The 26294-nt window shown below is 66.4% G+C and carries 30 protein-coding genes and 4 tRNA genes; 25 read left to right on the top strand and 9 right to left on the bottom strand.

The window, feature by feature from the left end:
• Window positions 1–264 precede the first annotated feature (264 nt).
• Together G6N28_RS26475 and G6N28_RS26470 are read left to right on the top strand one after the other, a co-directional pair.
• On the top strand, window positions 265–465 hold the full coding sequence (locus G6N28_RS26475) for a hypothetical protein (protein WP_163905581.1): 201 nt from the start codon (window positions 265–267) through the stop codon (window positions 463–465).
• The gene (locus G6N28_RS26470; RefSeq protein ID WP_163905580.1) at window positions 462–770 is read left to right on the top strand and encodes a hypothetical protein; all 309 of its coding nucleotides are present in this window, start codon (window positions 462–464) and stop codon (window positions 768–770) included. The genes G6N28_RS26475 and G6N28_RS26470 overlap by 4 nt, the downstream gene beginning before the upstream one ends.
• Here G6N28_RS26470 and G6N28_RS26465 read toward each other — a convergent pair.
• Window positions 701–1108: a hypothetical protein gene (locus tag G6N28_RS26465; RefSeq protein ID WP_163905577.1), complete on the bottom strand. Its 408-nt coding sequence runs from the start codon at window positions 1106–1108 to the stop codon at window positions 701–703. The two genes, G6N28_RS26470 and G6N28_RS26465, sit on opposite strands and share 70 nt — an antisense overlap.
• 62 nt (window positions 1109–1170) lie before the next feature.
• Between G6N28_RS26465 and G6N28_RS26460 the strand changes: the two genes are divergently transcribed.
• From G6N28_RS26460 to G6N28_RS26450, 3 genes are all read left to right on the top strand, one after another.
• Window positions 1171–1401 carry a hypothetical protein gene (locus tag G6N28_RS26460; RefSeq protein WP_163905575.1) on the top strand — a complete coding sequence of 77 codons (231 nt, stop codon included), beginning with the start codon at window positions 1171–1173 and terminating at the stop codon, window positions 1399–1401.
• 14 nt (window positions 1402–1415) lie between these two features.
• On the top strand, window positions 1416–2168 hold the full coding sequence (locus G6N28_RS26455) for a hypothetical protein (RefSeq protein ID WP_163905572.1): 753 nt from the start codon (window positions 1416–1418) through the stop codon (window positions 2166–2168).
• A 262-nt stretch (window positions 2169–2430) separates the two neighbouring features.
• A complete protein-coding gene (locus G6N28_RS26450) occupies window positions 2431–2724 on the top strand; it encodes a P27 family phage terminase small subunit (protein ID WP_163905571.1) in 294 nt (97 codons plus the stop codon).
• A 283-nt stretch (window positions 2725–3007) separates the two neighbouring features.
• Here G6N28_RS26450 and G6N28_RS26445 read toward each other — a convergent pair whose 3' ends face one another.
• The 4 genes from G6N28_RS26445 to G6N28_RS26430 form a co-directional block, all read right to left on the bottom strand.
• Complete coding sequence (locus tag G6N28_RS26445; RefSeq protein WP_163905570.1) at window positions 3008–6211, bottom strand: Eco57I restriction-modification methylase domain-containing protein; 3204 nt, start codon at window positions 6209–6211, stop codon at window positions 3008–3010.
• A 110-nt stretch (window positions 6212–6321) separates the two neighbouring features.
• Window positions 6322–6396 (bottom strand) — tRNA-Val (locus G6N28_RS26440).
• Between the two features lie 15 nt (window positions 6397–6411).
• Window positions 6412–6482 (bottom strand) — tRNA-Cys (locus tag G6N28_RS26435).
• A gap of 27 nt (window positions 6483–6509) precedes the next feature.
• Window positions 6510–6582 (bottom strand) — tRNA-Gly (locus tag G6N28_RS26430).
• 302 nt (window positions 6583–6884) lie between these two features.
• On the opposite strand from G6N28_RS26430, the gene G6N28_RS26425 reads away from it, so the two are divergent.
• Window positions 6885–6956: transfer RNA gene (locus G6N28_RS26425), tRNA-Val, on the top strand.
• A 22-nt stretch (window positions 6957–6978) separates the two neighbouring features.
• On the opposite strand, the gene G6N28_RS26420 is transcribed toward G6N28_RS26425, so the two are convergent.
• Both G6N28_RS26420 and G6N28_RS26415 read right to left on the bottom strand, forming a co-directional pair.
• Window positions 6979–7278, bottom strand: a complete 300-nt coding sequence (locus G6N28_RS26420; protein ID WP_163905569.1) for a DUF3618 domain-containing protein — start codon at window positions 7276–7278, stop codon at window positions 6979–6981.
• Entirely contained in the window at window positions 7275–7676 is a 402-nt protein-coding gene (locus tag G6N28_RS26415; RefSeq protein ID WP_179962153.1) for a phage holin family protein, read from the bottom strand. The genes G6N28_RS26420 and G6N28_RS26415 overlap by 4 nt, the downstream gene beginning before the upstream one ends.
• A 584-nt stretch (window positions 7677–8260) precedes the next feature.
• Here G6N28_RS26415 and G6N28_RS27490 point away from each other — a divergent pair.
• Both G6N28_RS27490 and G6N28_RS26405 read left to right on the top strand, forming a co-directional pair.
• Window positions 8261–8578 (top strand): hypothetical protein, encoded by a 318-nt coding sequence (locus G6N28_RS27490; protein WP_407665003.1) that lies wholly within the window; start codon window positions 8261–8263, stop codon window positions 8576–8578.
• A gap of 373 nt (window positions 8579–8951) precedes the next feature.
• Entirely contained in the window at window positions 8952–9818 is an 867-nt protein-coding gene (locus G6N28_RS26405) for a L,D-transpeptidase (RefSeq protein WP_163905566.1), read from the top strand.
• A 52-nt stretch (window positions 9819–9870) separates the two neighbouring features.
• Here G6N28_RS26405 and G6N28_RS26400 read toward each other — a convergent pair whose 3' ends face one another.
• Complete coding sequence (locus G6N28_RS26400; RefSeq protein WP_163905565.1) at window positions 9871–10368, bottom strand: DUF1990 domain-containing protein; 498 nt, start codon at window positions 10366–10368, stop codon at window positions 9871–9873.
• 61 nt (window positions 10369–10429) lie between these two features.
• On the opposite strand from G6N28_RS26400, the gene G6N28_RS26395 reads away from it, so the two are divergent.
• The 12 genes from G6N28_RS26395 to pdxT all read left to right on the top strand — a co-directional run bounded on the left by G6N28_RS26395 (window position 10430) and on the right by pdxT (window position 21269).
• Window positions 10430–11299 carry an aldo/keto reductase gene (locus G6N28_RS26395; RefSeq protein WP_163905564.1) on the top strand — a complete coding sequence of 290 codons (870 nt, stop codon included), beginning with the start codon at window positions 10430–10432 and terminating at the stop codon, window positions 11297–11299.
• A gap of 24 nt (window positions 11300–11323) precedes the next feature.
• A complete protein-coding gene (locus tag G6N28_RS26390) occupies window positions 11324–11941 on the top strand; it encodes a PaaI family thioesterase (protein WP_407665002.1) in 618 nt (205 codons plus the stop codon).
• On the top strand, window positions 11938–12372 hold the full coding sequence (locus G6N28_RS26385; protein WP_163905563.1) for a TIGR02611 family protein: 435 nt from the start codon (window positions 11938–11940) through the stop codon (window positions 12370–12372). The genes G6N28_RS26390 and G6N28_RS26385 overlap by 4 nt, the downstream gene beginning before the upstream one ends.
• Window positions 12373–12445: 73 nt before the next feature.
• Window positions 12446–14500: a threonine--tRNA ligase gene (thrS, locus tag G6N28_RS26380; RefSeq protein WP_163905561.1), complete on the top strand. Its 2055-nt coding sequence runs from the start codon at window positions 12446–12448 to the stop codon at window positions 14498–14500.
• Entirely contained in the window at window positions 14497–15087 is a 591-nt protein-coding gene (locus tag G6N28_RS26375) for an ATP adenylyltransferase (RefSeq protein WP_308207216.1), read from the top strand. The genes thrS and G6N28_RS26375 overlap by 4 nt, the downstream gene beginning before the upstream one ends.
• On the top strand, window positions 15084–15761 hold the full coding sequence (pgsA, locus tag G6N28_RS26370) for a phosphatidylinositol phosphate synthase (RefSeq protein WP_046751673.1): 678 nt from the start codon (window positions 15084–15086) through the stop codon (window positions 15759–15761). Before G6N28_RS26375 ends, pgsA begins: the two co-directional genes overlap by 4 nt.
• Window positions 15758–16690, top strand: a complete 933-nt coding sequence (locus G6N28_RS26365; RefSeq protein WP_163905559.1) for a phosphatidylinositol mannoside acyltransferase — start codon at window positions 15758–15760, stop codon at window positions 16688–16690. The genes pgsA and G6N28_RS26365 overlap by 4 nt, the downstream gene beginning before the upstream one ends.
• Window positions 16690–17814, top strand: a complete 1125-nt coding sequence (locus tag G6N28_RS26360; protein WP_163905557.1) for a glycosyltransferase family 4 protein — start codon at window positions 16690–16692, stop codon at window positions 17812–17814. Before G6N28_RS26365 ends, G6N28_RS26360 begins: the two co-directional genes overlap by 1 nt.
• A 2-nt stretch (window positions 17815–17816) precedes the next feature.
• Window positions 17817–18860 (top strand): NUDIX hydrolase, encoded by a 1044-nt coding sequence (locus G6N28_RS26355; RefSeq protein WP_163906635.1) that lies wholly within the window; start codon window positions 17817–17819, stop codon window positions 18858–18860.
• Window positions 18861–18927: 67 nt separating this feature from the next.
• Complete coding sequence (pdxS, locus tag G6N28_RS26350; RefSeq protein WP_163905555.1) at window positions 18928–19839, top strand: pyridoxal 5'-phosphate synthase lyase subunit PdxS; 912 nt, start codon at window positions 18928–18930, stop codon at window positions 19837–19839.
• Between the two features lie 9 nt (window positions 19840–19848).
• Window positions 19849–20685, top strand: a complete 837-nt coding sequence (gene tesB / locus G6N28_RS26345) for an acyl-CoA thioesterase II (RefSeq protein ID WP_163905553.1) — start codon at window positions 19849–19851, stop codon at window positions 20683–20685.
• Complete coding sequence (pdxT, locus tag G6N28_RS26340; RefSeq protein ID WP_163905551.1) at window positions 20682–21269, top strand: pyridoxal 5'-phosphate synthase glutaminase subunit PdxT; 588 nt, start codon at window positions 20682–20684, stop codon at window positions 21267–21269. The genes tesB and pdxT overlap by 4 nt, the downstream gene beginning before the upstream one ends.
• A 56-nt stretch (window positions 21270–21325) precedes the next feature.
• Here the strand turns inward: pdxT and G6N28_RS26335 are convergent, their stop codons facing one another.
• Window positions 21326–22537, bottom strand: a complete 1212-nt coding sequence (locus G6N28_RS26335) for an acyl-CoA dehydrogenase family protein (RefSeq protein ID WP_163905549.1) — start codon at window positions 22535–22537, stop codon at window positions 21326–21328.
• Between the two features lie 247 nt (window positions 22538–22784).
• Here G6N28_RS26335 and G6N28_RS27245 point away from each other — a divergent pair, with 247 nt between their 5' ends.
• The 5 genes from G6N28_RS27245 to ruvB all read left to right on the top strand — a co-directional run bounded on the left by G6N28_RS27245 (window position 22785) and on the right by ruvB (window position 26293).
• Window positions 22785–23048, top strand: coding sequence for a hypothetical protein (locus G6N28_RS27245; protein ID WP_235674705.1), 264 nt, complete (start codon window positions 22785–22787; stop codon window positions 23046–23048).
• An 89-nt stretch (window positions 23049–23137) separates the two neighbouring features.
• Window positions 23138–23896, top strand: coding sequence for a YebC/PmpR family DNA-binding transcriptional regulator (locus G6N28_RS26325; protein ID WP_163905547.1), 759 nt, complete (start codon window positions 23138–23140; stop codon window positions 23894–23896).
• Between the two features lie 167 nt (window positions 23897–24063).
• On the top strand, window positions 24064–24651 hold the full coding sequence (gene ruvC / locus G6N28_RS26320) for a crossover junction endodeoxyribonuclease RuvC (RefSeq protein ID WP_179962152.1): 588 nt from the start codon (window positions 24064–24066) through the stop codon (window positions 24649–24651).
• Window positions 24648–25235: a Holliday junction branch migration protein RuvA gene (gene ruvA / locus G6N28_RS26315; protein WP_163905545.1), complete on the top strand. Its 588-nt coding sequence runs from the start codon at window positions 24648–24650 to the stop codon at window positions 25233–25235. Before ruvC ends, ruvA begins: the two co-directional genes overlap by 4 nt.
• Window positions 25232–26293 carry a Holliday junction branch migration DNA helicase RuvB gene (gene ruvB, locus G6N28_RS26310; RefSeq protein ID WP_163905543.1) on the top strand — a complete coding sequence of 354 codons (1062 nt, stop codon included), beginning with the start codon at window positions 25232–25234 and terminating at the stop codon, window positions 26291–26293. The genes ruvA and ruvB overlap by 4 nt, the downstream gene beginning before the upstream one ends.
• Window position 26294: the final 1 nt, after the last annotated feature.

Raw genomic sequence — 26294 nt, 5'->3', positions numbered from 1 at the left:
ACAGGGCACGACTGGGCTCTTGACTCAAAATCTAAGTACATACTGCCTGGTCAGTCCAGTCGTGCCACTCGTGCCCTCCCATGTGTGTGGGCCCGACTGAGGGCACGACTGGGCACGACTGGGAAGCCGTCACCCTGCGGCCCCGGCTGCTGCTTCACTCAACAGCCCGCCAGCAAACACCGACGGCGTCGAATCGGAGGCCAAAACCCCCCTTCCCCGACGGCACCAATCAGCTAGCGAAAAGAAAGCGAAGGAACCCCAGCCATGACCACCTCCACCGGCGGCCGCCGCCGGGCACAGAAGTCGATGACATCTCCATCTACAACCGGCGGCCCGGCGGCCGACGACAACTACGACCCCGAGGTCGAGCAGCTCGCCCGCCTCGCCGACCCGGCGGCCGTCGCCCGCCGCGGCCTCGCCACCGTCGGCGTCGCCGCACTCATGCCACGCGGAGGCGCATCGTGACCGACTGGCTGCCGATCGACGGATACCCCCACCACCAAGTCAGCGCCGATGGCCGCCGCGTGCGCAGCGTCGACCGCATCGACGGACTCGGGCGTGTCTGGCGCGGCCAAGAACTCAAACTATTCGACCCACAGCCCGTCGACGACACGACCGCCGCGAAAGTCCGCGCCGGTGGCGGCGGCCCGCGCTGCACCATCGCCTACGGCAAGCGCCGCGAGAGCTTTTACCCGCGCCGCTACGTCAAGCAGCTCGCCGCCGTCGGCGACGGCGAGGACCGGCCGACGACGTCGAGGAACGCGACATGACCCGCCCAGCCGCCGACCGCGAGGACCAGGCCGCCGCCGTCGCCGTCGGGTTGACCCGCGACGAAGTCCGCGCCGCCCTGCACGCCGTCGACGCCTACCGGCGCGGCCACGCAGCAGCGGGCCGCCCAGTACCGCAACCCGTAATTGCGCTGCTGCGCCGCCTCGAAACGGTCCACCGCACAACACATGTCGAGTCGCCTACACGACAGGTTTCGGGTGGCCGCCTGCAAGACTTGCAGCATGACTGGATCACCACCGGCCGCGCCGCAGAACTGCTCGACGTCGACCACCGCACGGTGCAGCGCCGCGCCCAGGCGCTCGGCGGCCAAAAAATCCACGGCCGCTGGATGTTCCCAGCCGCAACGATCCAAGCCATGAGGAACCACAAGGAGATTGACGCATGACACAACTACCGCCCGAAGTCGAGCAGCAGATCGCCGACATGAGCGAACAAGACGTCGACACGCTGCTCGCGCGGCTACGCCCGCCGCCCGAACCGACAGACCCGAAAGCCCGCGCCGCCGCAGCGCTGCGCCGCGCCCGAGGCGCAGACCGCCGAGGCCGAGCCACCAAGGAATCCGCAGCCGCCGCGCTACGCGAATACGGCAACCCCGCCAACCGCCAAAAGTAAACGGAGACAACCATATGTGGAACCGCCGCGAAGGCGCACCCTACCGGCTGCGCGCCGCCCTCAAAAAGTTCGCCGAGCACGACGTCGACCTCCCTAAGCCCGTCGCCCGAGCCGTCGAACTGCTCGACCGTATCGAAGCCAACCCGGTGCCTGACCCATCGCCGCACACACTGCACGACGCAGTCCTCGACGGTGCCAGCCTCGATCAGCTCGACCAGCTCGCACTACGCCAACTCGCACACGGCCGCGTCCGCGACGCATGGGCACAAGCCCGCCTCACCGCCGCCGCCAACGCGCTCGATGCGATCCTCGACTGCCGCAACGAAATCCACGCTGCCCTGGCCGAGGTCGCCGACGACTGCATCAGCAAGCTCGAACGCATCGCCGAACTCGGCGACGCCCGCCTCGACACACTGATCCGCGAAGGCAAAACCGATGCCGCCCGCCTAGTCGCCGACAAAGAACTCACCGGCAGCCAGCTCAACGAGCTGTACCAATTCCGCGACGTGTACCTCACCCCGCCCGAGATCGACCCGCGCCCGCACGGCGTCGACTGCACCCGTTGGCGCGAGCCCCGCAAGGTGCGCAATCTGCACGGCGACAACGTCCTCGACACGCTCATCACCGGGCTCAAGCGCGGCGGCCAACTCTGGTACCCAAGCGCCGCCGAGGCGGCCGAAGCTGCCGCGCCGATCGTTGCCGAGCACCAGGCCGCCGGCGAACGCCGCCGCCAAAACCAGCACGGCATCGGCCACGTAGCGATCTGACACGCCCGATGAAGCAGCGGCAAGGCAGGCACGACCAGCCGGGTTTTTCCTTTCTCCCCGCTGGAGAGCCGCCTCGCCGCGCCGCCAGCGGGCCCGGCACACCAACCCGGAGGCGTCGGGCCCGCTGCGCAGGCACACCCACAGCAAGACACCAGGCAACACCCTGGGGGATACCCCCCAGTCCCGCCACGCCGCACCTCGACGGCATAGGCGAATTTCTATCCCCGAGGATTCAGAGAATTCGGGCGCTTGAGAGGACACTATGACCAGTAGACCGCGCGGCCTGGCCACCGCCGGGCGACGTCTGTGGGACGCCGTGACCGCCGATTTCGACCTCGACCCGCCCGAACTGGCGCTGCTTGAGGAGGCCTGTAGGGCACGTGATCTAATCGCGGAATTGCGGCGCAAAGTCGCCGAAACCGGCGCAATTATCGACTCAAATCAGGGCCCGCGTGTGCACCCGGCGGCGGTCGAGGCGCGGCAACAGTCGTTGGTGTTGGCGAAGCTAGTCGCCAGTTTGGGGCTGCCTAAGGGTGTCCTAGACAGCGCTACCTGAGGAGGCAAGTAGTGGGCTACCGCGTCAAACGACCGGCGATCAGCATGCCGCCTCCGGAGCTGTTGACTTTCGATCCTGAAAGTTGGCTACCCCCTGGTGGCGATAGTGATCCGTGGTGGGCCACCAGGGCACACGCGCTGTGGTGCGCCGCGAGGGCAGACTGGTGCTCCACGAGGTCTTGGCCGACTGGGAAGGATCAGCGGAAAGTGGAAGAAGCAATCGTCACGCCCGACGAGCCCTTGACTGTCTGGGACGGACCGACGCGCCGATAGCGGCCCCCTTATCAGAGATAGCTGAATGGCATAGCCTCGACCATTCCCACCTCACGGCGGGTCAAGCCGAATAATTTGTAGAAGCTTCGGTCGATCTGCTGGTTCAGCTTCGTGATTTCGGTGACCATGTCACCGACGATCTTCGAGTGACGGTTGTGAGCTGCCATCAGATCTTCAACTTGATCCGTGGTGAAGCGCCTCCGGAAATTGCGGACGAAGTCGGTCGCTTCTAGCGTCCACCAGGGGATGTTGGCGTTCGGCCATGTAGTGAGGCCGAAGGTCGTCTTGATCAGTTTCCTGAAGAAGTCGTCGGCCTCAGCGCGTTCCCGGTAAAGCTCGCGCAACCGATTCGCCGGAACGACAAGCCGCTCTTGGTCTTCCAGAGCTATCTGCTTGATTGGCGTGCACCGCAGATTCGGCGATGAGAAGCCGAGGTAGCCACCTTCCATTCGCGCCCCGTCGAACAGGCAGCTGAAGACATAGTTATATAACCGCGAATTCACCCATGCGAGAACGTATTCAGGGAGGAATTGCTCGTTGAAGGAGTGAATGCAATTGGTGTCAATTGAGGCGTACTCACCGTTTTCGTCGTAGAACGCCTCGGTTCGTAACGCGATCTTCGCGAAGATAATTTTGGGTGACTGATAAAGCTTGCGTCGTTGGTCGCTTACTTCGGACAAGTCCAGATAGGGCTCAAGGAACGTCCGGCCTTGCTTTCTGAACTGGCGCAGTCCCCACATGCTGGCGTACGGATCGATTGTGCCCGTGTTGATAATGCGGATGCCGGTCGTGTCGCTCACATGCGCCCCGTACTCGTCGGCTTCCGCTGCCGTCGAAGTGGCGTTGATTTCACCCACCCTGTCAAGTGGTTCCGATTGTTCGAAGATCTTCTCTGTCAATGGCAATTTGTCGTTGAGCAGGAAACCCATGATGTTCTCGGGCAGGACTGCCAGCTTCATCGAATCATGTTGCACCGCAAGCGGTACGGCAGTCCTTTCTTGAAGATGTCCAGCGATGATCCGATAGCGCCGCTCTGGTTTGCCTTTTGTCATGGTCGTGACGACGGGATACGTTGCGGCATCCTCGAAAACACGAGTGTCCGACGCGTTCAAGATTGACTCGATGCGCACGTGCTCGATTAGCCATCTCCGGAGCGCTGCTCCATAGCCAATCGACAGCCAACGATTCGGTGAGATGTAGCCGAGCTTGCCTCCCGGCTTGAGTAACTCAATTCCGCGCTCGAAGAAGTAGACGTACAAGTCGACCGCGCCGACGGCCGTGTCGTATGCCGCTCGCATGTGGCGTCGCTCTCGATCCGGTAAGTGTCTGGTCATCTCGATCGCGCTGACGTACGGCGGATTGCCAACGACAACATCAAACCCGCCATTGCTCATGACCTTTGGGAATGCGTCAGGCCAGGAGAAGGGCTTATCGGTGGAAGTAGGATCGCTTACCAGCGAGTTGCCGCACTTAATGTTGTCATCAAGCGCGGTTAGCTTCTTGCCCTTCTGCGCTGTCTTCAGCCAGAGGCTCAGCTTGGTGATCTCGACAGATTCCTCATTGATATCAACTCCGAAAATATTGTCGGAGAGAATCTTTCGCACCGATTCTTCATTAACCTCGAAGATGTTGCCCAGGATGTAGTTAACCCGCTGGTTCTCCTTCAATAGGTAGTCGAAGACGTACACCAAGAATGCGCCGCTGCCACAGGCTAGATCCAGTACCCTGACGCTTTGAAGGATTACAAGGTATTCCAAGTACGCCCGTTGCTGTCGTTGTTCGTAGCCCTTTTCGCCCAACCGACCGGTCAGGCCGTGTTTCGCTTGGCACTCCAACTCCCGTTCGTGTAGCCATTTGCCGAGGGTGTTGTCGACGATATGCTGGACGATGTAGTCCGGTGTGTAGTAAATCCCCTCACGGTGGCGGGCTCCGGCGGGGTCGCTCTTTAACTCTCCGAGGTCTTCTTGATCTCGAACCTTGCGACGGATTTCTTCTAGGTTGGTAATTGACTGTTCGAAGATGTGTCCCAAGATGTTGACGCTGAGGTCCTCTTGGAAGTCGAAGCGTCCCAGCCTCGTCAACCGCCGCATGGCCTCATCTGAGATCTTTAGCGAGTCGATCCACTCATCTTCCGCGAAGAGTCCGCCGTTGTAGCCGGTCGGGATGCCCAGTGGTTCGTTGCCCTGATCGACGGCACGGAAGAATCGCTTGAAGTGATCAAAAATGGACTCGCCGAAGAGTGAGTGCTCGGCGTGGTCGAGTACGAGACCGATGACGTTGTCGGGAAGAAGTCCTCTGTCCTCGGCAAAGCACGAGAACACAATCCGGTCGATGATGGTCTGGACCTTCCGGATCGCGATGTCGAACTGGTGGCGGGTGGCCGGATTGTTCCGCCAGATGTCCTGAAGCAGCTCTATCCGAGCGTCCTTATACTCGGCGTAGAACTCCTTGCCGATCTCCTCCTGCTCCTGCCTGATGCGGGATAGCAGCGCTTCGGTGGGGGAGACACCCGTCGCCGACACCATGTTGTCGGCCCGCATCAGCACAAACCACGACTTGAACTTGATGTAGTCGCCCTCGGGATCGACCAGGTCGTCCAAGGTCCACCGCTCGTAATCCAGCTGGTTGTTGTTGTACAGCCGGAACTCATAGAAGTTGCTGACGACCACGAATGGGCACGACGGGTACATGGGCTTGTACTTGAATGCCTGCTGAACGGGGGTCAGGTTTCCCTCGCGCTGCTGAGGCTTATCAAGATCGACGTTGGCGGGCTTCAGTTCCACGACGGCAGACACGATGTCGATACCGGCTGCCGGGTCGTTGAAGCGAAGGACAGCGTCGGCTTTCTGTCCACCCTTCACCGATGTCTTGTCCTTCGGAGTGAACGTGAACGGAACCACTGGCTTGGCGACGTAACCCAAGATCTTCATGAAGAAGTCCTGGTTGTACTGCTGCTCGCGATCGGTCTCGTTGTCGTCGCGTAACGAGCCGTTGCGGTAGTCGTCCAGCCAGGCCTGGACCAGGTCAACATACGACTTGATGTCGTCCGTCTTGATCTGCTGCGCCAGCTCGCGCACCTTGTTTCTGCCGAACAATCCCGCCACGAAATCTAGGGTAGTGGGGTAATCGGACACTCGGCTGTCCAGCCAGTAACGAATTAGCAGCTCAACCGTGTTCGTGTGCGCTTCGGTCGGGCGGTTTGGTTCAGCACCCATCGTGCAGTTCCTCTCGTCGGGATCAGCCCGCCGAAAGAACCGTTAGCCCGCAGATAGCCCGCGCCGCCGGCAGTTCAGGACGCAAAAATAGCCTTGACCTGCAAAAACTGTGGTGCGCGATACTGGGATTGAACCAGTGACCTCTTCCGTGTCAGGGAAGCGCTCTCCCGCTGAGCTAATCGCGCCGGGGTCCTTCGTTGAGGTGGAGACGGGAATCGAACCCGTGTGCACGGCTTTGCAGGCCGTTGCCTCACCACTCGGCCACTCCACCGCTGGGGTTGATGCCACCGCACCTTCGAGCGGATGACGGGATTCGAACCCGCGACCCTCACCTTGGCAAGGTGATGCGCTACCAACTGCGCTACATCCGCGCGCCACGAACGACACGTCGCCCGTCGCGAAGCACGACGATAGTCCACGCAGGCGTACCTGCACAAATCCCGAGACGGCGTCGTCGCCTCGCCGCTCGGGTCACCCACCAGACTAGCCGTAACTCACGACATCCGGCCGAGAAGCGCTGGCCCGTACCGCCATCGCGTGTTTGATCGCGGGCCGCCGGCGCAGTGGCCCCAGGCCCGCGAACCGCCAGCAAGACGGCCTCGGCGATTCGGGCCGGTACCCTCGTACGTGCTAGTCTTCGACGTCGTTCGACCCTCTCGGGGTCGGGCCTGCCGGTCTCGTAGCTCAGCGGGAGAGCGTCCGCCTCACACGCGGAAGGTCACTGGTTCGATCCCAGTCGGGACCACCCCCCTATTTCCTGCGCGCTCCTAGTGTCGGCGCCGCCAAATCACGATCCCGACCACCAGCGCGAGAACCGCAGCCACGGCGATCGGCACCGTGCGTGACGGGTTGTCGGTCGCGGTGTGCCTCAGCGTGTCGGCCTTCTCGGCCACCCGCTCCTTGGTGTCGGCGGCCTTCTGTTTGGTGCGTTCCTTGACGTCGAGCTTCGACGACAGCGCCTGCACCGTCTGGCCCAGCTCCGCGCGGGTCTGCTCGATGTCGGCCTCGATGTCTTCGATCCCCGCCGAGGGGCCCGGCTCGGGGCGGCCGCCATTGGGCGTGGTCATGACCGTGCCCCTTTCAGCTCGTCGATGTCGGCCTTCACCGTCTGGACCGTGCGCGGTGCCGCCGGCGTGACCTCGTCTGTCTGTTTACGTCCCACCAGCGCGGCGATGCCCGCCGCGAGGAACAACACGCCGCCGACGATCAGCGCGGCCGCCCACACCGGCAGTATCAGCGCCAGGGCGGCGATACCGGCGGTGATCAGCGTCGCGAACCCGAAGAAGGCGAGCAGGCCCGCCACGCTGAACAGGCCGGCGCCGATTCCGGCGTGCTTGGCCGAGTCCTGGAACTCTTTCTGCGCTAGCCGCAGCTCGTCGCGCACCAATCGCGACGTTTGCGTCGACAACTGGCCCATCAACTCGCCGATCGACGCGTCGGCGGCGGGCCTGGATTCCACAGCCATCACCTATCAACCCCTGACTCGAGTGCTCCGTCTAAGCAGAAATGCCCCCATGTCGCCGAACGAAACGTTGCCCGTCGATTGTCGTCTTCCCTGAAGGCACAGTTTCGCGCCTCCGTCGATGACGAGAGCGACTCTTGTTGGCAACGGTTGGATAACCAAAAGCGCTGCAGCTAGGCGATTTCCGTCACATCCAGCAACCTCGATGGGTGCCAGGCAGGCCGAATGACACTCAACGCTCCCATGCGGGTCACCATTTGGAAACGGTGCGGTGCGGCGTGGCGCGTCGGGGGTATTTGGGTGTTGAAATTTACGCGGTCGCATAGCCGCGACTCCGGTACGGCGTGCAGTTCTGCTGCATGAGCGGATGCGGAATGTTTTGTATGTGAATGAAGGGATCGACGTCGATGACGGTCTTTGATCGAGTCAACATCACAGCCGTTATTGGGGCTGGGTTGTGTGGGGTAGCCATGGCGTTGAGCCCAGCGGCTTCGGCCGTCCCCTTTAAGACCGGGGGCTACGACTGTGTTGAGACATCAGCCGGTGAGGCGCCGGCGCCGGCGGGCGCCTGCCTGCCGCTGACCGATATGGCCGGAGTGCCAATGGCGTTGCCCGGGCCGGTTCCGGTGGCGCCTCCGCCGGTGGTGCCACCGGTGGTTCCGCCGCCGCTGGTGCCGCCGCCGCTGGTCCCGCCGATTCCGCCGCCGGTGGTTCCGCCGCCGGTCGTGCCGCCGCTTGCTCCTCCGATGGGAGCGGCGGGTGGTGCCCCCGTGGCGGCTCCGCTGCCTGTGGGCGCTCCGCTGACGGAGATGGGGGGTGCGAGCGGCAAGGGGCAGCCGACGGGCCCGGTTCCTGAGGGAGCACCACAGCCCGGGCAGCCGATCATGCCCGGCCCGGCGGGCTGACCGTACGCAACCAACCCTGTACCGGCTTTGGCCCGGTGACGAGATGCACTCGTCACCGGGCCAAACTATCTGCGCGGCAACAGATCTAGTACTCGTCGCGGATGACGCCGCGGACCGCGGCCGGCCTACGTAATGAGTAGTGCAGGGTAGGTAGCCAAACCTATTGACTACCAGAAGAATCAGCCATTGATCGAAGGGTCCATCGCAGTCACTGAAGCCGCGCGTTTCAGCGACTGGTTCGAGACAAACGCGGGCCGTGGCCGAACCGTGACTGATACTTAACCGAATTGCCCACGCGCCCTTACCTATCCAATGATCGCGGTACCCATAGCATCTTATTTACACGAGAGAAATTTCAAGGGAGCCCAAATACGTGCGTGGGGTTGTTCGGTGTGTTCTTGTTGCCATCGTGGTCGCTACCAGCGTCGTCGCCGTCCCGGCTGATCAAAGCGTGGCGGCGGCCAACCGGTCGTTGACAAACGTCATCACCTCGATCCTGCCTTCGCCAGATCAGGTGGTCGGCGTGGCGCATCCGGTGGTGGTGTCGTTCCGCGCGCCGATCGTCGACAAGCGTGCGGCGGAACAAGCTCTCAACATCACCTCGTCACCGGCCATGACCGGCAAGTTCGAATGGCTCGAAAGCAACGTCGTGCAATGGACTCCCGACGAGTTCTGGCCCGCGCACAGCACGGTGGCGCTTTCGGTGGGTGGCGTGAAAACGAGCATCGTGACCGGTGCCGCCGTCGTCGCCGTCGCCAACATCGCCGAGCACACGTTCACGGTGACCATCGACGGTGTCGAGCCGCAGACCCTGCCGGCACCGCATCACCGCCCCCACTTCGGCGAACCGGGGGTGTTCCCGGCGACGATGGGCAGAGAGAAGTACCCGACGCCTGTCGGCACCTTTCCGGTTTTGTCCAAAGACCGTGACGTGGTTATGGATTCGAGCAGTGTCGGCATTCCTGTCGACGCCGAGGACGGCTACCACTTGATCGTCGACCACGCCGTTCGCCTCACCCAGCGTGGCATCTTCGTGCACTCTGCCCCGTGGGCCGTCAACGCGATGGGATACGAGAACACCAGCCATGGCTGCATCGGGCTGAGCCCCCAGGACGCCGAGTGGTACTTCGACGTCGTCAAGGTCGGCGATCCGGTGATCGTGCAGGAGAACAACGTCGAGATTCCTCGCCCGGTTGCACCGCAAGCTCCGGTCGAGGTTCCGCGGATCGTTTCTGGCTGACAGGGAACGAAACACGCTTTTTCCCAGCGTATTCCGATGAGGGGGACTGAGCTCAAAGCGCGCGCAGATACCGGCCTGTGACGATCCGCTGGATCAGCGCCGTCAGCGGTGACGCCAACCGGCTCCACCAGGTGGCGTGCCGCGAGAATGCCGTCACCTCCGCATACACCTCGTCGCTGTCGGGGTCGTACCGGACCAGGAACAACTCCTCGCCGGATTCGGCGTGGCCCGGCAGCGTGCCGTAGGCGAATCCGCGCCGATCGGGCTCGTCGACGACGTAGACCACCCGGCACGGCGCCCGCACGGGCCCGAGGTGGACGATCACCTCCGAGCCGACCTGCGCGGTCTCCGTCGTCGCCTCGACCTTGATTCCGGCGCCGCGCAGCATGCCCCAGCGCATCCCCGCCGCGGCGGCCGCCTCGAACCGCTTCCGGCCCCGGCCGATCACGGCGCTCTTCTGCACGTGCTGATAACCCTGCGGCAACGGTCCCGCCGTCGCGCCGACCTCGGCGTAGGTCAACGGCAGCGACGCCAGCTCATTCAGCTTCACCCTGGCAGAGGCTACCGGCGCCATAGCTGGGGCGGGCCGTACAGCGGCGTACGTTCGGGTTATGACCACGACGAGCATCGCGCAGGCATCGGGAACGTTCGCCCTCGGCGGCGACCTGACCATCAACCGCCTCGGCTTCGGCGCCATGCGGTTGACCGGAAAGGGCACCTGGGGCCCGCCGGAGGACCGCGACGAGTGCCTGCGGGTGCTGCGCCGCGCCGTCGAGTTGGGGGTCAACTTCATCGACACCGCCAACTCCTACGGGCCCTACGTCTCCGAGAAGCTGATCCGAGAAGCGCTGCATCCCTACGACGGCGTCGTGATCGCCACCAAGGCGGGTCTGCTGCGCACCGGGCCCGACGTGTGGCCGGTGCTCGGCTACCCCCCGTACCTGCGTCAGGAATGCGAGATGAGCCTGCGCCGCCTCGGCGTCGACACCGTTGACCTGTTCCAGCTGCACCGCATCGACGACAAGTTCCCGCTCGAGGATCAGCTGGGCGAGCTGGTCGCGCTGCAGCAGGAGGGCAAGATCCGCCACATCGGGCTCTCGGAGGTCACCGTCGAGCAGCTCGAGGCCGCGCAGAAGGTCGCCGACATCGTGTCGGTGCAGAACATGTACAACCTCACCATGCGCACCGCCGAACCGGTGCTGGCGGCCTGCGAAGCCCAACGCATCGGGTTCATCCCGTGGTTTCCGCTGGCGGCCGGCCCGTTGGCGGCGCCCGACGGCCCGCTGCAACGCATCGCCGCCGACCACGACGCGTCCCCGTCGCAGCTGGCGCTGGCGTGGCTGCTCAAACGCTCCCCGGTGATGCTGCCGATCCCGGGCACCTCCAAAGTCGCCCATCTCGAGGAGAACGTCGCCGCGGCGACGATCGAGTTGTCCGACGCCGAGTTCGAAACGCTGAGCAAAGCCGGTTCCGCCGAATAACGGCGCAGGCAATACGGTGAGCGGGTGAGCATCGACGCACATCCCGGTGGCGGGTTCAATCCGCCGCAGCCCACCGCCAAGGGCGGCCCGGACTACGGCAGGTTCGTCGAAGGGGTTCGCACACTGCAGGACCACGCCCGCGCGGTCGACGCCCCCGACGAGGTGATCACCGAGGCCGCCGACCTGCTCGACAAGCTCTCCCAGCTGCTGGCGCCCTACGAGGTCGACGAGTGGACGTCGCCGTCGGGCCGGCGTCTGGACCTGCCGAACCGGGGCAGCGTGCTCGGGATCCCGGGGGAGTACCACAAGACCGACGCCGGGCGCGTGCAGGGTATCGTGCGCTTCCGCCGTTTTCACCTCGGCCGCAACGGCGCCGTGCACGGCGGGTGCATTGCGCAGATGTTCGACTCCGTGCTGGGCTACACCGCGTTCCGGCTGACCGAGGGGCCACGGCAGCGCACCGCGTTCCTGCACGTCAACTACCGCCAGATCGTGCCGATCGAGAAGGAACTGCAGGTCGACGCCGGCATCGAGCGCGTCGAGGGCCGAAAGATCTTCATCGAGGGCCGGGTGCTCGACGGCGACACCGTGCTCGCCGACGCCCAGGCGCTGTTCGTCAAGCTCAAGCCGGGCCAACCGTGACCGACCAGCAGGACCAGCAAGACCAGCGGGTCAACCGCTTCCTGCGCTGGCGCGACCGGCTGCGCCGGCGCCGCCGCATCGAGTTCATCTACCGCATCGTGGTCGGGGTCGTCGGCGTGTTGGTGCTGGCCGTCGGCATCGTGGCGATCCCGTACCCGGGGCCGGGCTGGGCCATCGTGTTCGTCGGGTTGGGCATCCTGTCCACCGAGTTCATGTGGGCGCGACGCGCCCTTCTTCTGGTCCGCAGGCGCTACGACGAGGTGATGGCATGGTTACGCCGTCAGCACTGGTCCGTGCAGGCGCTCGGCGGCCTGTTCACCGCGTTGGTCGTGGTGGCGACGCTGTGGCTGCTCGGCGCGCTGGGTTGGGGCGCCGGGCTGGTCGGCATCGAGCGGACCTGGCTGAACAGCCCTATTGGCTTGGGATCCTGAGCGAGCGCCTAGATAGCATGGTCGCGTCCTGAGTTGGTTGGAAAATTTCCCCCGAGAGCTTGGAGAGTCACCGATGAGCGCCGCCGTCAACCACGCCCCTGCAGCCCCGATCCGGGTCGCTGCCGGGACCACCGCGGGGGCGGCGGTACGGGAAGCGGGCCTGCCCAGCCGCGGCGCGCCCGACGCGATCGTCGTCGTGCGCGACCCCGAGGGCCGGTTGCGTGACCTGTCGTGGACGCCGGATTCCGACGTCGAGGTGACGCCGGTGGCCGCCAACACCGAGGAGGGCCGCAGCGTGCTGCGTCACTCCACCGCACACGTGCTCGCCCAGGCCGTCCAGGACCTGTTCCCCGAGGCCAAGCTCGGCATCGGCCCGCCCATCACCGACGGGTTCTACTACGACTTCGACGTCGAGCGCGCGTTCACCCCCGAGGATCTGGCGGCGCTCGAGAAGCGTATGCGCCAGATCATCAAGGAAGGCCAGCTGTTCTCGCGGCGGGTCTATGAGTCCAAAGAGCAAGCGCGCGAAGAACTTGCCGGCGAGCCCTACAAACTGGAATTGGTCGACGACAAGTCCGGCGACCCGGAGGTGATGGAGGTCGGTGGCGACGAGCTCACCGCCTACGACAACCTCAATCCCCGCACCAGAGAACGGGAATGGGGCGATCTGTGCCGCGGCCCGCACATTCCGACCACGCGCTACATTCCGGCGTTCAAGTTGACCCGCACGTCGGCGGCCTACTGGCGCGGCAACCAGAACAACCCCAGCCTGCAGCGCATCTACGGCACCGCCTGGGAGTCGCAGGAAGCCCTCGAGCATCACCTGGAGCTGATCGAGGAAGCCCAGCGCCGCGACCACCGCAAGCTCGGCGCCGAACTCGACCTGTTCAGCTTCCCTGACGAAATCGGTTCCGGCTTAGCCGTTTTCCACCCGAAGGGCGGCATCATCCGGCGCGAGCTGGAGGACTATTCGCGGCGCAAGCACAGCGAGGCCGGCTATCAGTTCGTCAACACCCCGCACATCACCAAGGCCGAGCTGTTCAAGATCTCCGGGCACCTGGACTGGTACGCCGACGGCATGTTCCCGCCGATGCACCTGGACGCCGAGTACAACGAGGACGGCACGGTGCGCAAGCCGGGCCAGGACTACTACCTCAAGCCGATGAACTGCCCGATGCACTGCCTGATCTTCAGGTCGCGCGGGCGGTCCTATCGCGAACTGCCGTTGCGGCTGTTCGAATTCGGCACCGTCTACCGCTACGAGTTGTCCGGCGTCGTCCACGGGCTGACCCGGGTGCGCGGGCTGACGATGGACGACGCGCACATCTACTGCACCCGCGACCAGATGCGCGGCGAGCTGACCTCGCTGCTGAGGTTCGTGCTGGACCTGCTCGCTGACTACGGCCTGACCGACTTCTACCTCGAGCTGTCCACCAAGGATCCCGAAAAGTTCGTCGGCTCAGACGAACTCTGGGAAGAGGCCACCGCGGTGCTGGCCGAGGTCGGGGAGGCCTCGGGTCTGGAGCTGGTGCCCGATCCCGGGGGCGCGGCGTTCTACGGGCCGAAGATCTCGGTGCAGGTCAAAGACGCGCTGGGACGCAGCTGGCAGATGTCGACCATCCAGCTGGACTTCAACTTCCCCGAACGCTTCGAGCTGGAGTACACCGCCGCCGACGGGACAAGGCAGCGGCCGGTGATGATCCACCGCGCCCTGTTCGGCTCCATCGAGCGGTTCTTCGGCGTCCTCACCGAGCACTACGCCGGCGCGTTCCCGGCGTGGCTGGCGCCGGTGCAGGTGGTCGGCATCCCGGTCTCCGACGACCACATCCCGTACCTCAACGGCGTTGCCGCGCAACTGAAACTGCGTGGTATCCGGGCCGAAGTGGACACCAGCGACGACCGGATGGCCAAGAAGATCGTCAACCACACCAACCAGAAGGTGCCGTTCATGTTGGTGGCCGGCGACCGCGACGCCGAGGCCGACGCGGTCAGCTTCCGCTTCGGCGACCGCACCCAGCTCAACGGGGTGCCACGCGACGACGCCATCCAAGCCATCGTCAACTGGGTGGCGAGCCGGGAAAACACCGCTCCCACCGCGGAACTACTCAAGGTGGGCGGCAAGTCGTGACAAGTGACGAAAGCCTGCGCGACAGACCGGCAGCCGAACAGGACGACCGCACGATCGTCGACCACGGCGTCGGCGAGCCCGACCACCTGCAGCGGCTGTGGACGCCGCACCGGATGAGCTACATCGCCGAAACCCCGACGCGGCACGAAAAGAGCGGTGGATCAAGGCCGTTCACCGAGATCCCGACGCTCTCCGACGAGGACGGCCTGATGGTGGCCCGCGGCGAGCTGGTGTACGTGGTGCTCAACCTGTACCCGTACAACCCCGGCCATCTCATGGTGGTGCCCTACCGGCGGGTGTCAGAGCTGGAGGACCTCACCGAGGCCGAGAGCGCCGAGCTGATGGCGTTCACCCAGAAGTCCATTCGGGTGATCAAGAGCGTCTCGAACCCGATGGGCTTCAACGTCGGGCTCAACCTGGGCAGGGTGTCGGGCGGCTCGCTGGCCGAACACCTGCACATGCACGTGGTGCCGCGCTGGATCGGCGATGCGAACTTCATCACGATCATCGGCGGCGCCAAGGTGGTGCCGCAGCTGCTGCGCGAGACCCGTCAACTGCTGGCAACGGAGTGGGCGAAACAGAAGTGAGCAACTTCTACCTGATGACCCGCGCGGCCTACGAGAAGCTCAGTAAGCCGATCGCCAAGGCCGCGCTGCGGGCGGGCCTGACCCCGGACATGATCACCATCTTCGGCACCGCCGGCTCGGTGCTGGGCGCGCTGATCCTGTTCCCGATCGGCCAGCTGTGGTGGGGCGCGGTCGCCGTGTGGTTCTTCGTGCTCGCCGACATGCTCGACGGCGCGATGGCCCGGGAGCGCGGCGGCGGCACCCGGTTCGGTGCCGTGCTCGACGCCACCTGCGACCGCATCGGCGACGGCGCGATCTTCTGCGGGCTGCTGTGGTGGGCCGCGTTCGGCCTGCACAGCACCTCGCTGGTGGTGGCGACCGCGATCTGCCTGGTCACCTCGCAGGTCATCTCCTACATCAAGGCCCGCGCCGAGGCGAGCGGGCTCTCCGGGGAGGGCGGGCTGATCGAACGGCCCGAACGGCTGATCATCGTGCTGGTCGGGGCCGGCGTCTCGGACCTGCCGTTCTTCCCGCAGCCGTGGGCGCTGCACGTGGCGATGTGGGTGCTGGCGATCACCAGCCTCATCACGCTCGGGCAGCGGGTGCACAGCGTGCGCACCTCGCCCGGCGCGATGGATCTGCTGACCAAACCCGACGCCCGCGAACCCCACCCGCCGGGGGAGGAGCCGGCGTGACGAGCACCCAGCCGGAACCGCAGACGGGCAACCCGTTGAGCGGACGGTTGACGGACTGGGGCTTCGCGGCCGGCTGGCGCCTGGTGCGCGCCATGCCGGAGGTCGTGGCGCGCAATGCGTTCGGCGCCGGAGCCCACTACGCTGCGCGCGGCGGCGGCCCAGAACAGTTGCGCAAGAACCTCGCCCGGGTCATCGGCGTCACGCCCGACCGGGTGCCGGACGGCTTGATCCGGGCGTCGCTGGCGTCGTACGCCCGGTATTGGCGCGAGGCGTTCCGGCTGCCGACCATGGACCACGAGGCCCTGGGACGCGAGCTTTTCGTGCACGACGTCGACCGGGTGTGGGCCGCGCTGGAGCGCGGCCGCGGAGTGGTGCTGGCGCTGCCGCACAGCGGCAATTGGGACATGGCCGGGGTGTGGCTGGTGCAGAACCACGGCCCGTTCACCACCGTCGCCGAACGGCTCAAACCCGAATCGCTCTACCACCGGTTCGTGGCCTACCGGGAGAGCCTGGGTTTCGAGGTGCTGCCGTCGTCCGGTGGCGAACGCCCGCCGTACGACATCCTGCGCGAACGCCTGGCCGACAACCGGATCGTGTGCCTGATGGCCGAACGGGACCTCAGCCGCAACGGTGTGCAGGTCGACTTCTTCGGCGAACCGACCCGCATGCCCGCCGGATCGGCGAAGCTGGCCATCGAGACCGGGGCGGTGCTGTTGCCTGCGCACTGCTGGTTCGAGGGGGACGGTTGGGGCATGGGGGTGTACCCGCCGGTGGACACCTCGTCAGGGGACGTCACCGTCATCACCCAGGCGCTGGCTGACCGGTTCGCCCGCAACATCGCCGCGCACCCGGCAGACTGGCACATGATTCAGCCGCAATGGCTGGCCGATCTGCCCGCCGAGCGGCGCGCCAAGCTGGGAGCGAGCTGATGCGGATCGGCATGGTGTGCCCGTATTCGTTCGACGTGCCCGGCGGCGTGCAGTCCCACGTCCTGCAACTGGCCGAGGTGATGCGCAGCCGCGGGCACGAGGTCAGCGTGCTGGCGCCGTCGTCGCCGGATGTGACCCTGCCGGACTACGTGGTGTCCGGCGGCAGGGCGGTGCCGATCCCGTACAACGGTTCGGTGGCGCGGCTGCGGTTCGGCCCCGCCACCCACCGCATGGTCAAACGCTGGCTGGCCGAGGGCGATTTCGACGTGCTGCACCTGCACGAGCCCAACGCGCCGAGCCTGTCGATGCTGGCGCTCAACATCGCCGAAGGCCCGATCGTCGCGACCTTTCACACCTCGACGACAAAGTCGTTGACGCTCAGTGTGTTCGAACCGATCCTTCGGCCCATGCACGAGAAGATCGTCGGCCGGATCGCGGTGTCCGAACTGGCCCGGCGGTGGCAGATGGAGGCGTTGGGCAGCGACGCGGTCGAAATTCCCAACGGGGTTGATGTCGAGTCGTTCGCGTCCGCCCCGCTGCTGGACGGTTATCCGCGGCCGGGCAAGTCGGTGCTGTTCCTCGGCCGGTTCGACGAGCCCCGCAAGGGCATGGCCGTGCTGCTGCGGGCGCTGCCGACGCTGGTCGAGCGGTTCGAGGACATCGAGATCCTCATCGTGGGCCGCGGCGACGCCGACGAACTGCGCGAGAACGCCGGGAAGCTGGCCCGGCACCTGCGGTTCCTCGGGCAGGTCGACGACCGCGAGAAGGCGTCGGCGATGCGCAGCGCCGACGTCTACTGCGCGCCGCACACCGGCGGCGAGAGCTTCGGCATCGTGCTCGTGGAGGCGATGGCGGCCGGCACCCCGGTGGTGGCCAGCGACCTCGACGCCTTCCGGCGGGTGCTGATGGACGGCGCGGTCGGCCGGCTGGTGCCCGTCGACGACTCCGCCGCGCTCGCCGAGGGCCTGATCGAGATGCTGGAGAACGACATCCTGCGTGAGCGCTACATCGAGGCGGCATCGGATGCGGTCCGGCGCTACGACTGGTCGGTGGTGGCCCGCCAGATCATGCGGGTCTACGAGACCGTCGCTGGGGCGGGGGTCAAGGTGCAGGTGGCGAGTTGACCATCACCTGGGTCGTGGTCATCGCGCTCGCGGTCCTGGTCGTGGTGTTGCTCGCGATCGGCGGATGGGCGCTGCAGACGGCCAACCGGCTCGACCGCCTGCATGTGCGCTACGACCTGTCCTGGCAGGTCCTGGACGGGGCGCTGGCGCGACGGGCCGTCGTCGCCCGTGCGGTGGCCGCCGACGCCTATGGCGGCGGGCCACAGGGCAAGCGGCTGGCGGCGCTGGCCGACGCGGCCGAACGTGCTCCCCGGTCGACGCGCGAGGCCGCCGAGAACGAGCTGTCCGCGGCGCTGGCGATGGTGGACCCGGCGTCGGTGCCCGTCGCACTGGTCGCCGAACTCGCCGAGGCGGAGGCGCGGGTGCTGTTGGCGCGCCGCTTCCACAACGATGCCGTCCGCGACACCCTCGCGCTGCGCGAACGCCCCGCGGTGCGGGCGCTAAGACTGGGCGGAACCGCCGCGCTGCCAACATATTTCGAGATCGCCGAACGAGCCGACACCGCGCTGGGAGTGAGTCGGCGTCTTTCGGCGCGCGTCGTGCTGCTGGACGACACCGGTGCGGTGCTGCTGTTGAGCGGATCGGACCCGGCGTTCGCCAGCGCTGACGGAGACCCGGCGCCGCGCTGGTGGTTCACGGTCGGCGGCGCCGTACAACAAGGTGAGACGCTGCACGAGGCCGCGGCGCGCGAAGTGGAAGAAGAAACCGGGCTGCGGGTCGACCCCGACCAGATGATCGGGCCCGTGTGGCGGCGCGACGCGGTGATCGACTTCAACGGGTCGGTGATCCGCAGCGAGGAGATGTTCTTCGTGCACCGCACCCGCCGTTTCGAACCCTCGCCGGCCGGCCGGACCGGTCTGGAGCGGTCCTACATTCACGGGTATCGCTGGTGCGATGAGACAATGATCCAAGAGTTGGTCGCCAGCGGGGAAGCTGTGTATCCCGTGCAACTCGCCGAGCTGCTGGCTCAGGCCAACGAACTGGCCGACGAGCTGGCCGACGCGCGGGACATCGTGCCGCGACGGCAGCTGCAATCGATCCGCTGATGCTGCGGAATAAACGCATTTGCGGCCGCCATTACAGTGGATCAGTAGCGATCTGGAGGAGATAGCAGTGGAAACCGCGGCGAACGACGGGTCCGTGTCGCAGACCGGCACCGCACGAGTCAAGCGCGGCATGGCCGAAATGCTCAAGGGCGGCGTGATCATGGACGTGGTCACCCCCGAGCAGGCGCGCATCGCCGAGGGGGCGGGCGCGGTGGCCGTGATGGCGCTCGAACGCGTCCCTGCCGACATCCGGGCCCAGGGCGGGGTCGCGCGGATGAGTGATCCTGATCTCATCGAGGGCATCATCTCGGCGGTCACGATCCCGGTGATGGCTAAGGTCCGCATCGGTCATTTCGTCGAGGCGCAGATCCTGCAGAGCCTCGGCGTCGACTACATCGACGAGTCCGAGGTGCTCACCCCCGCCGACTACACCCACCACATCGACAAGTGGAAGTTCACCGTGCCGTTCGTGTGCGGTGCGACCAACCTCGGCGAAGCGCTGCGCCGCATCACCGAGGGCGCGGCGATGATCCGCTCCAAGGGCGAGGCCGGCACCGGCGACGTCTCCAACGCGACCACCCACATGCGTCAGATCGGCGGCGAGATCCGACGTCTGACGTCGATGTCCGAAGACGAATTGTATGTCGCCGCAAAGGAATTGCAGGCTCCCTACGATCTGGTCGTCGAGGTGGCGCGCGCCGGGAAGCTGCCGGTGACGTTGTTCACCGCGGGCGGCATCGCCACCCCGGCCGACGCGGCCATGATGATGCAGCTCGGCGCCGAGGGCGTGTTCGTCGGCTCCGGCATCTTCAAGTCCGGCGACCCGGCGGCCCGCGCCGCCGCGATCGTCAAGGCCACCACCTTCTACGACGACCCTGACGTGCTGGCAAAGGTGTCACGCGGGCTCGGGGAGCCGATGGTCGGCATCAACGTCGAGGACGTTGCGGCCCCGCATCGGCTCGCCGAACGCGGCTGGTAAACACATCTCGTGTCGATCGAACAGATCCTCGACCTCGAGCAGCTCGAGGTCAACATCTACCGCGGCGGTGTCTTCAGCCCCGAATCCGGTTACTTCCAACGGACATTCGGCGGACACGTGGCCGGCCAGTCGCTGGTCTCGGCGGTGCGCACCGTGGATCCGCGGTTTGAGGTGCACTCCCTGCACGGCTACTTCCTGCGGCCGGGTGACGCCCGCGCCCCGTCGGTCTACATCGTCGAACGGCTGCGCGACGGTGGCTCGTTCGTCACCCGCCGCGTCAACGCCATCCAGCACGGCGAGACCATCTTCTCGATGTCGGCGTCGTTTCAGACCGACCAGAGCGGCATCGAGCACCAGGACACCGCGCCCGCTGCGCCGCCGCCCGACGACCTGCCCAACTTCATCTCCCAGGGCGCGTTCGACGACGCGGGGTTCGCGCAGTTCGCCGAGTGGGACGTGCGCCTCGTTCCGCGCGATCAGCTCACGCTGTTGCCCGGCAAGGCGTCCCAGCAGCAGGTGTGGTTCCGCCACCGTGATCCGCTGCCCGACGACCGCGTGCTGCACATCTGCGCGCTGGCCTACATGAGCGACCTCACCCTGCTCGGTTCGGCGCAGGTGAACTACCCCGAGGTGCGCAAGCATCTACAGGTCGCCTCGCTGGACCACGCCATGTGGTTCATGCGTCCGTTCCGGGCCGACGAGTGGCTGCTCTACGACCAGTCGTCGCCGTCGGCCTCGGGCGGACGGTCACTGTGCCAGGGCAAGATCTTCAACCAGTACGGCGAGATGGTGGCCGCGGTGATGCAGGAGGGGCTGACCCGCTACAAGCGCGACTACACGCCATGAGCACGCCGCACGTCGGCGTGCTCGCACTGCAGGGCGACACCCGCGAGCACCTCGCGGCGCTGCGCGAAGCCGGCGCCGAGGCGTCGACCGTGCGGCGTCTGCGCGAGCTGGAACGGGTGGACGCGCTGGTGATTCCGGGCGGGGAGTCCACCACGATGAGCCATCTGCTGCGCGAGCTCGAGCTGCTCGAACCGCTGCGCGCCCGGCTAGCCGAGGGGATGCCGGCCTACGGATCCTGTGCGGGCATGATCCTGCTGGCGTCGGAGATCCTGGACGCGGGCGCGGCCGGACGCGAGGCCACACCATTGGAGGCGATCGATATGACCGTGCGGCGCAACGCTTTTGGTCGTCAAATTGATTCGTTCGAGGGCGACATCGCGTTCGAAGGGCTCGACGGGCCGGTGCACGCGGTGTTCATCCGGGCGCCGTGGGTGGAGCGCGTCGGGCCGGGCGTGCAGGTGCTCGCCGAGGCGGCGGGCCACGTCGTCGCGGTGCGGCAGGACCGTAGCCTCGCGACGGCGTTTCATCCGGAGATGACCGGCGACCGCCGCATCCACAAACTGTTCGTCGACCTGCTCTCCTGAGTGATTTCGGCGCGCTTATGCCCCGTGACGGGCTGTCAGCGCGCCGAAATCGCCGGTCAGCGCAGCGGCAACCCGGTGACCGCGCGGCCGATCACCAGGCGCTGGATCTCGCTGGTGCCCTCGAAGATCGTGAAGATCTTCGCGTCGCGGTGCATCCGCTCGACCGGGTAATCGCGGGTGTAGCCGTTGCCGCCGAGAATCTGGATCGCCTCATCGGTGACATACACCGCGGTCTCACTGGCCACCAGCTTGGCCATCGAGCCCTCGGCGTTGTCGAACGCCTTGCCGTTGCGGGCCATCCAGCCCGCCCGCCACACCAGCAGCCGCGACGCGTCGATGCGCGCCTTCATGTCGGCCAATTTGAAAGCGATGGCTTGGAATTCGGCGATCTTGCGGCCGAACTGCTCGCGCTGCAACGCGTACTCCAGCGCATACTCGTAGGCCGCGCGGGCGACGCCGACGGCCATCGCGCCGACGGTCGGGCGGGTGCGCTCGAAGGTGGCCAGCGCGGCCTGGCTCTTCGCGCTCTTGCCCTCGCGGACGCGTGCGATGCGTTCCTCGAACTTCTCGCGGCCGCCGACGATGAGCCTGCCCGGGATGCGCACGTCGTCGAGCACCACCTCGGCGGTGTGCGACGCCCGGATGCCGTGCTTGCGGAACTTCTGGCCCTGCCGGAAGCCGGGGGTGTCGGGCGGAATGATGAAGGTGGCCTGCCCACGGGTGCCGAGCTCGGGATACACCGAGGCCACGACGACGTGCACCTCGGCGATACCCCCGTTGGTGGCCCAGGTCTTGGTGCCGTTGAGCACCCATTCGTCGGTGGCCTCGTCGTAGCGGGCACGGGTGAGAATGGCGCCGACGTCGGACCCGGCGCCCGGTTCCGACGAACAGAACGCGGCGACCTTGGGGTCGTTGACCGTGCCGAACATCTGCGGCACCCATTCGCCGATCTGCTCCGGGGTGCCGTTGGCGGCTAGGGAGGCCGCGGCCAGCCCGGTACCCATGATCGACAGCGCGATACCGGCGTCGCCCCAGAACATCTCCTCGAACGCGGTCAACATGCCCAGGCCGGACGGCTCCGCGGACTGCTCGGCGAAGAACTCCATGGAGTAGATGCCCACCTTGGCGGCTTCCTGAATGATCGGCCACGGTGTCTCTTCGCGTTCGTCCCACTCGGCAGCGGCCGGTCGGATCACGTCGGCGGCGAAGTCATGCACCCAGTCCCGGACGTGGATGAGGTCGGGGGAGAGCTCCAATGAGAACGACATGCGGTTATCTTACTGCTGAGTAAGATCGATGTGAAACCGGATGGGCAAACGCCCACAGGTGTGATCGGATGCGTTGGTGACCCTCATCGAGGTGGAACCGCAACCGCGCGTCGACACGCTGGTGCGGTTGCCCGGCGGCGGCGAGGCCCGCCGCACCGACTACACCGGCACAGTCTGGTTCCACGGCAAGCCCTAGGTCAGCGGGCTGACGTTGCGCAGAGCGCCGAACGCGCCCAAGGGCGTCCGGGTGCCCAGCTTTCAGGCGTCATTCTTCGTCCCCGACCGTCTGCCGTATGCCCGAGGCGCGCTCGGGAACGCGACGCTGACCACGTCGGTGGCGCTTCGCGCCGGCGGCGAGACGGCGGCGATCGTCGACGCCGTTGCCGCATTCACCGACGATCCGTCGGGTGCGCCGACGTGGATCCAGGTGCACATCTCCGGCCACATCGGCTGGCCCGCCGCCGTCTACTACCGAATCGTCGCGATGACGCCGCCCGACGCTGTGCGGTGACGCATCAAAGTCCCACGTAGACTCGTCGGGCGGACTCAACGCATGAAAACTTGGCGCAGAAAAGCGCGCACGAAAGAGGTACGACCTGAATGAGCGGCCATTCCAAGTGGGCCACCACCAAGCACAAGAAAGCCGTCATCGACGCCCGCCGCGGCAAGATGTTCGCCAAACTGATCAAGAACGTCGAGGTGGCGGCGCGGGTCGGCGGCGGTGACCCGGCCGGCAACCCGACGCTGTACGACGCGATCCAGAAGGCGAAGAAAAACTCGGTCCCCAACGACAACATTGAGCGGGCCCGTCGCCGCGGCGCGGGGGAGGAAGCCGGCGGCGCCGAATACCAGAACATCACCTACGAGGGCTACGGCCCCAACGGCGTCGCGGTGCTGATCGAGTGCCTCACCGACAACCGCAACCGCGCGGCCAGCGAGGTCCGGGTCGCGATGACCCGCAACGGCGGCAACATGGCCGACCCCGGGTCGGTGGCCTATCTGTTCTCCCGCAAGGGCGTGGTCACCCTCGACAAGGACGGCCTGAGCGAGGACGACGTGCTGACCGCGGTGCTCGAGGCCGGCGCGGAGGAGGTCAACGACCTCGGCGACAGCTTCCAGGTGATCTCTGAGCCCGGCGATCTGGTCGCGGTGCGCACCGCGCTGCAGGAGGCCGGGATCGACTACGAGTCGGCGGAGGCCGGCTTTGAACCCTCGGTGAGCGTGCCCGTCGACCTCGAAGGTGCGCGCAAGATCATCAAGCTGGTCGACGCGCTCGAAGAGCTCGACGACGTGCAGGAGGTCTACACCAACATGGACATCCCCGACGACGTCGCGGCCCAGCTCGACAGCGAGGACTGACTCCTAGCGTTCCCGCGCCGAGACCGACGTTTTGGCGGGATTTGCTCGCACTTTTCCGCCCGTATGTCCGTTTGGGCGAGAGGGGCGGAGGCCCCGAGCGTGTCCTGCCCGGCGGTGTCGACTTCTCCCGCTAAGCTCTCGAACAAGTGTTCACAGAAGGAGCGGCCGTGCGGGTGATGGGCGTCGATCCCGGGTTGACGCGTTGCGGCCTTTCGGTCATCGAGAGCGGCAAGGGCAGGCAAGTCATCGCGCTGGACGTGGACGTCGTGCGCACCCCCTCGGACCAGGCGCTGCACCACCGGCTGCTCACCATCAGCGACGCCGTCGAGCACTGGATGGACACCCACAAACCCGACGTCATCGCCATCGAGCGGGTGTTCTCCCAGCAGAACGTGTCGACCGTGATGGGCACCGCGCAGGCCGGCGGGGTCATCGCGCTGGCGGCGGCCAAACGCGACATCGACGTGCACTTCCACACGCCCAGCGAGGTCAAGGCCGCCGTCACCGGCAACGGCAATGCCGACAAAGCTCAGGTCACCGCGATGGTCACCCGAATCCTCGCGCTGCAGACCAAGCCGACGCCCGCGGACGCCGCCGACGCGTTGGCCCTGGCCATCTGCCACTGCTGGCGCGCCCCGATGATCGCCCGGATGGCCGCCGCCGAAGCGCTGGCCGCCGAGCAGAAACGCAAGTACACCGCGAGGTTAAAGGCCCAGCAGGCCGCCCAGCGGGCCAAGGTGAAGGCAGCACGATGATCGCATCCATTCGCGGCGAGGTCCTCCACATCGCCCTCGACCACGTCGTCATCGAGGCGGCCGGGGTGGGCTACAAGGTGATGGCGACCCCGTCCGCGCTGGCCACGCTGCGCCGCGGCAGCGAAGCACGGCTGATCACGGCGATGATCGTGCGCGAGGACTCGATGACGCTGTACGGCTTCCCCGACGGCGACGCCCGCGACCTGTTCCTGACGCTGCTCGGCGTGTCCGGGATCGGACCCAGCATCGCGCTGGGTGCGCTGGCCATGTACGACGGCCCCACCCTGCGCCAGGCCATCGCCGAGAGCGACATCACCGCGCTGACACGAATTCCCAAGGTGGGCAAGAAGACCGCGGAGCTGATGGTGCTCAGCCTGCGCGACAAGATGGGTGCGATCACCCCGACGGGCGCTGCCGCGGTGAACGGCCACTCGGTGCGCGGCCCGGTGGTGGAAGCCCTTGTGGGCCTTGGTTTTGCCGCCAAGCATGCCGAGGAGGCCACCGACAAGGTGCTGGCCAACGACCCCGAAGCCACCCAGGCGAGCGCGCTGCGCGCGGCGCTGTCGATGCTAGGTAAGAAGTGAGCCGGTTCGACGAACCCGAGGACCCCGACGAGCGGGAGGTGTCGCCGGCGCTGACCGTCGGGGAGGGCGACATCGACGCCAGCCTGCGGCCGCGCTCGCTCGGCGAGTTCATCGGTCAACCGCGGGTGCGCGAACAGCTGCAGTTGGTCATCGAAGGCGCCAAGAACCGCGGCGGCACACCCGATCACATCCTGCTGTCCGGGCCTCCCGGGCTGGGCAAGACGTCGCTGGCGATGATCATCGCCGCCGAACTCGGTTCGTCGCTGCGGGTCACCTCCGGCCCCGCGCTCGAGCGGGCCGGCGACCTGGCGGCGATGCTGTCCAACCTCGTCGAGCACGACGTGCTGTTCATCGACGAGATCCACCGCATCGCCCGGCCCGCCGAGGAGATGCTGTATCTGGCGATGGAGGACTTCCGCGTCGACGTCGTGGTCGGCAAAGGCCCTGGGGCGACGTCGATTCCGCTGGAGGTCGCGCCGTTCACGCTGGTCGGGGCGACCACCCGCTCCGGGGCGCTGACCGGCCCGCTGCGCGACCGGTTCGGTTTCACCGCCCACATGGACTTCTACGAGCCGGCCGAACTGGAACAGGTGCTGATGCGCTCGGCCGGCATCCTGGGCATCGAGCTGGGCGCCGACGCCGGCGCCGAGATCGCCCGGCGTTCCCGCGGGACACCACGCATCGCCAACCGGTTGCTGCGCCGGGTTCGTGACTACGCCGAGGTACGGGCCGACGGGGTCATCACCCGAGATATCGCCAAGGCGGCGTTGGAGGTGTACGACGTCGACGAGCTCGGTCTCGATCGGCTCGACCGGGCGGTGTTGTCCGCGCTCACAAGAAGTTTCGGCGGCGGCCCGGTCGGGGTGTCGACGCTGGCCGTCGCGGTGGGGGAGGAGGCCACCACCGTCGAGGAGGTGTGTGAACCGTTCCTGGTGCGGGCGGGCATGATCGCGCGCACCCCGCGCGGGCGGGTGGCCACCCCGCAGGCGTGGACGCACCTGGGGATGACCCCGCCCACCAGGGTCAGCGGATTGGGTCAGCCGGGCCTGTTCGAATAAG

The sequence above is a fragment of the Mycolicibacterium pulveris genome, from assembly GCF_010725725.1.
Lineage (GTDB): Bacteria > Actinomycetota > Actinomycetes > Mycobacteriales > Mycobacteriaceae > Mycobacterium > Mycobacterium pulveris.
Note: the sequence above shows the minus strand (reverse complement) of the source record. Positions and strands in the feature narration are given on the sequence as shown.

Coding starts and splice junctions, on each gene's coding strand:
- G6N28_RS26475 (WP_163905581.1), top strand. CDS start 265: ATGACCACCTCCACCGGCGGCCGCCGCCGGGCACAGAAGTCGATGACA.
- G6N28_RS26460 (WP_163905575.1), top strand. CDS start 1,171: ATGACACAACTACCGCCCGAAGTCGAGCAGCAGATCGCCGACATGAGC.
- G6N28_RS26455 (WP_163905572.1), top strand. CDS start 1,416: ATGTGGAACCGCCGCGAAGGCGCACCCTACCGGCTGCGCGCCGCCCTC.
- G6N28_RS26450 (WP_163905571.1), top strand. CDS start 2,431: ATGACCAGTAGACCGCGCGGCCTGGCCACCGCCGGGCGACGTCTGTGG.
- G6N28_RS26445 (WP_163905570.1), bottom strand. CDS start 6,211: ATGGGTGCTGAACCAAACCGCCCGACCGAAGCGCACACGAACACGGTT.
- G6N28_RS26420 (WP_163905569.1), bottom strand. CDS start 7,278: ATGACCACGCCCAATGGCGGCCGCCCCGAGCCGGGCCCCTCGGCGGGG.
- G6N28_RS26415 (WP_179962153.1), bottom strand. CDS start 7,676: ATGGCTGTGGAATCCAGGCCCGCCGCCGACGCGTCGATCGGCGAGTTG.
- G6N28_RS27490 (WP_407665003.1), top strand. CDS start 8,261: ATGGCCGGAGTGCCAATGGCGTTGCCCGGGCCGGTTCCGGTGGCGCCT.
- G6N28_RS26395 (WP_163905564.1), top strand. CDS start 10,430: ATGACCACGACGAGCATCGCGCAGGCATCGGGAACGTTCGCCCTCGGC.
- thrS (WP_163905561.1), top strand. CDS start 12,446: ATGAGCGCCGCCGTCAACCACGCCCCTGCAGCCCCGATCCGGGTCGCT.
- G6N28_RS26360 (WP_163905557.1), top strand. CDS start 16,690: ATGCGGATCGGCATGGTGTGCCCGTATTCGTTCGACGTGCCCGGCGGC.
- pdxT (WP_163905551.1), top strand. CDS start 20,682: ATGAGCACGCCGCACGTCGGCGTGCTCGCACTGCAGGGCGACACCCGC.
- G6N28_RS26335 (WP_163905549.1), bottom strand. CDS start 22,537: ATGTCGTTCTCATTGGAGCTCTCCCCCGACCTCATCCACGTCCGGGAC.
- G6N28_RS26325 (WP_163905547.1), top strand. CDS start 23,138: ATGAGCGGCCATTCCAAGTGGGCCACCACCAAGCACAAGAAAGCCGTC.
- ruvA (WP_163905545.1), top strand. CDS start 24,648: ATGATCGCATCCATTCGCGGCGAGGTCCTCCACATCGCCCTCGACCAC.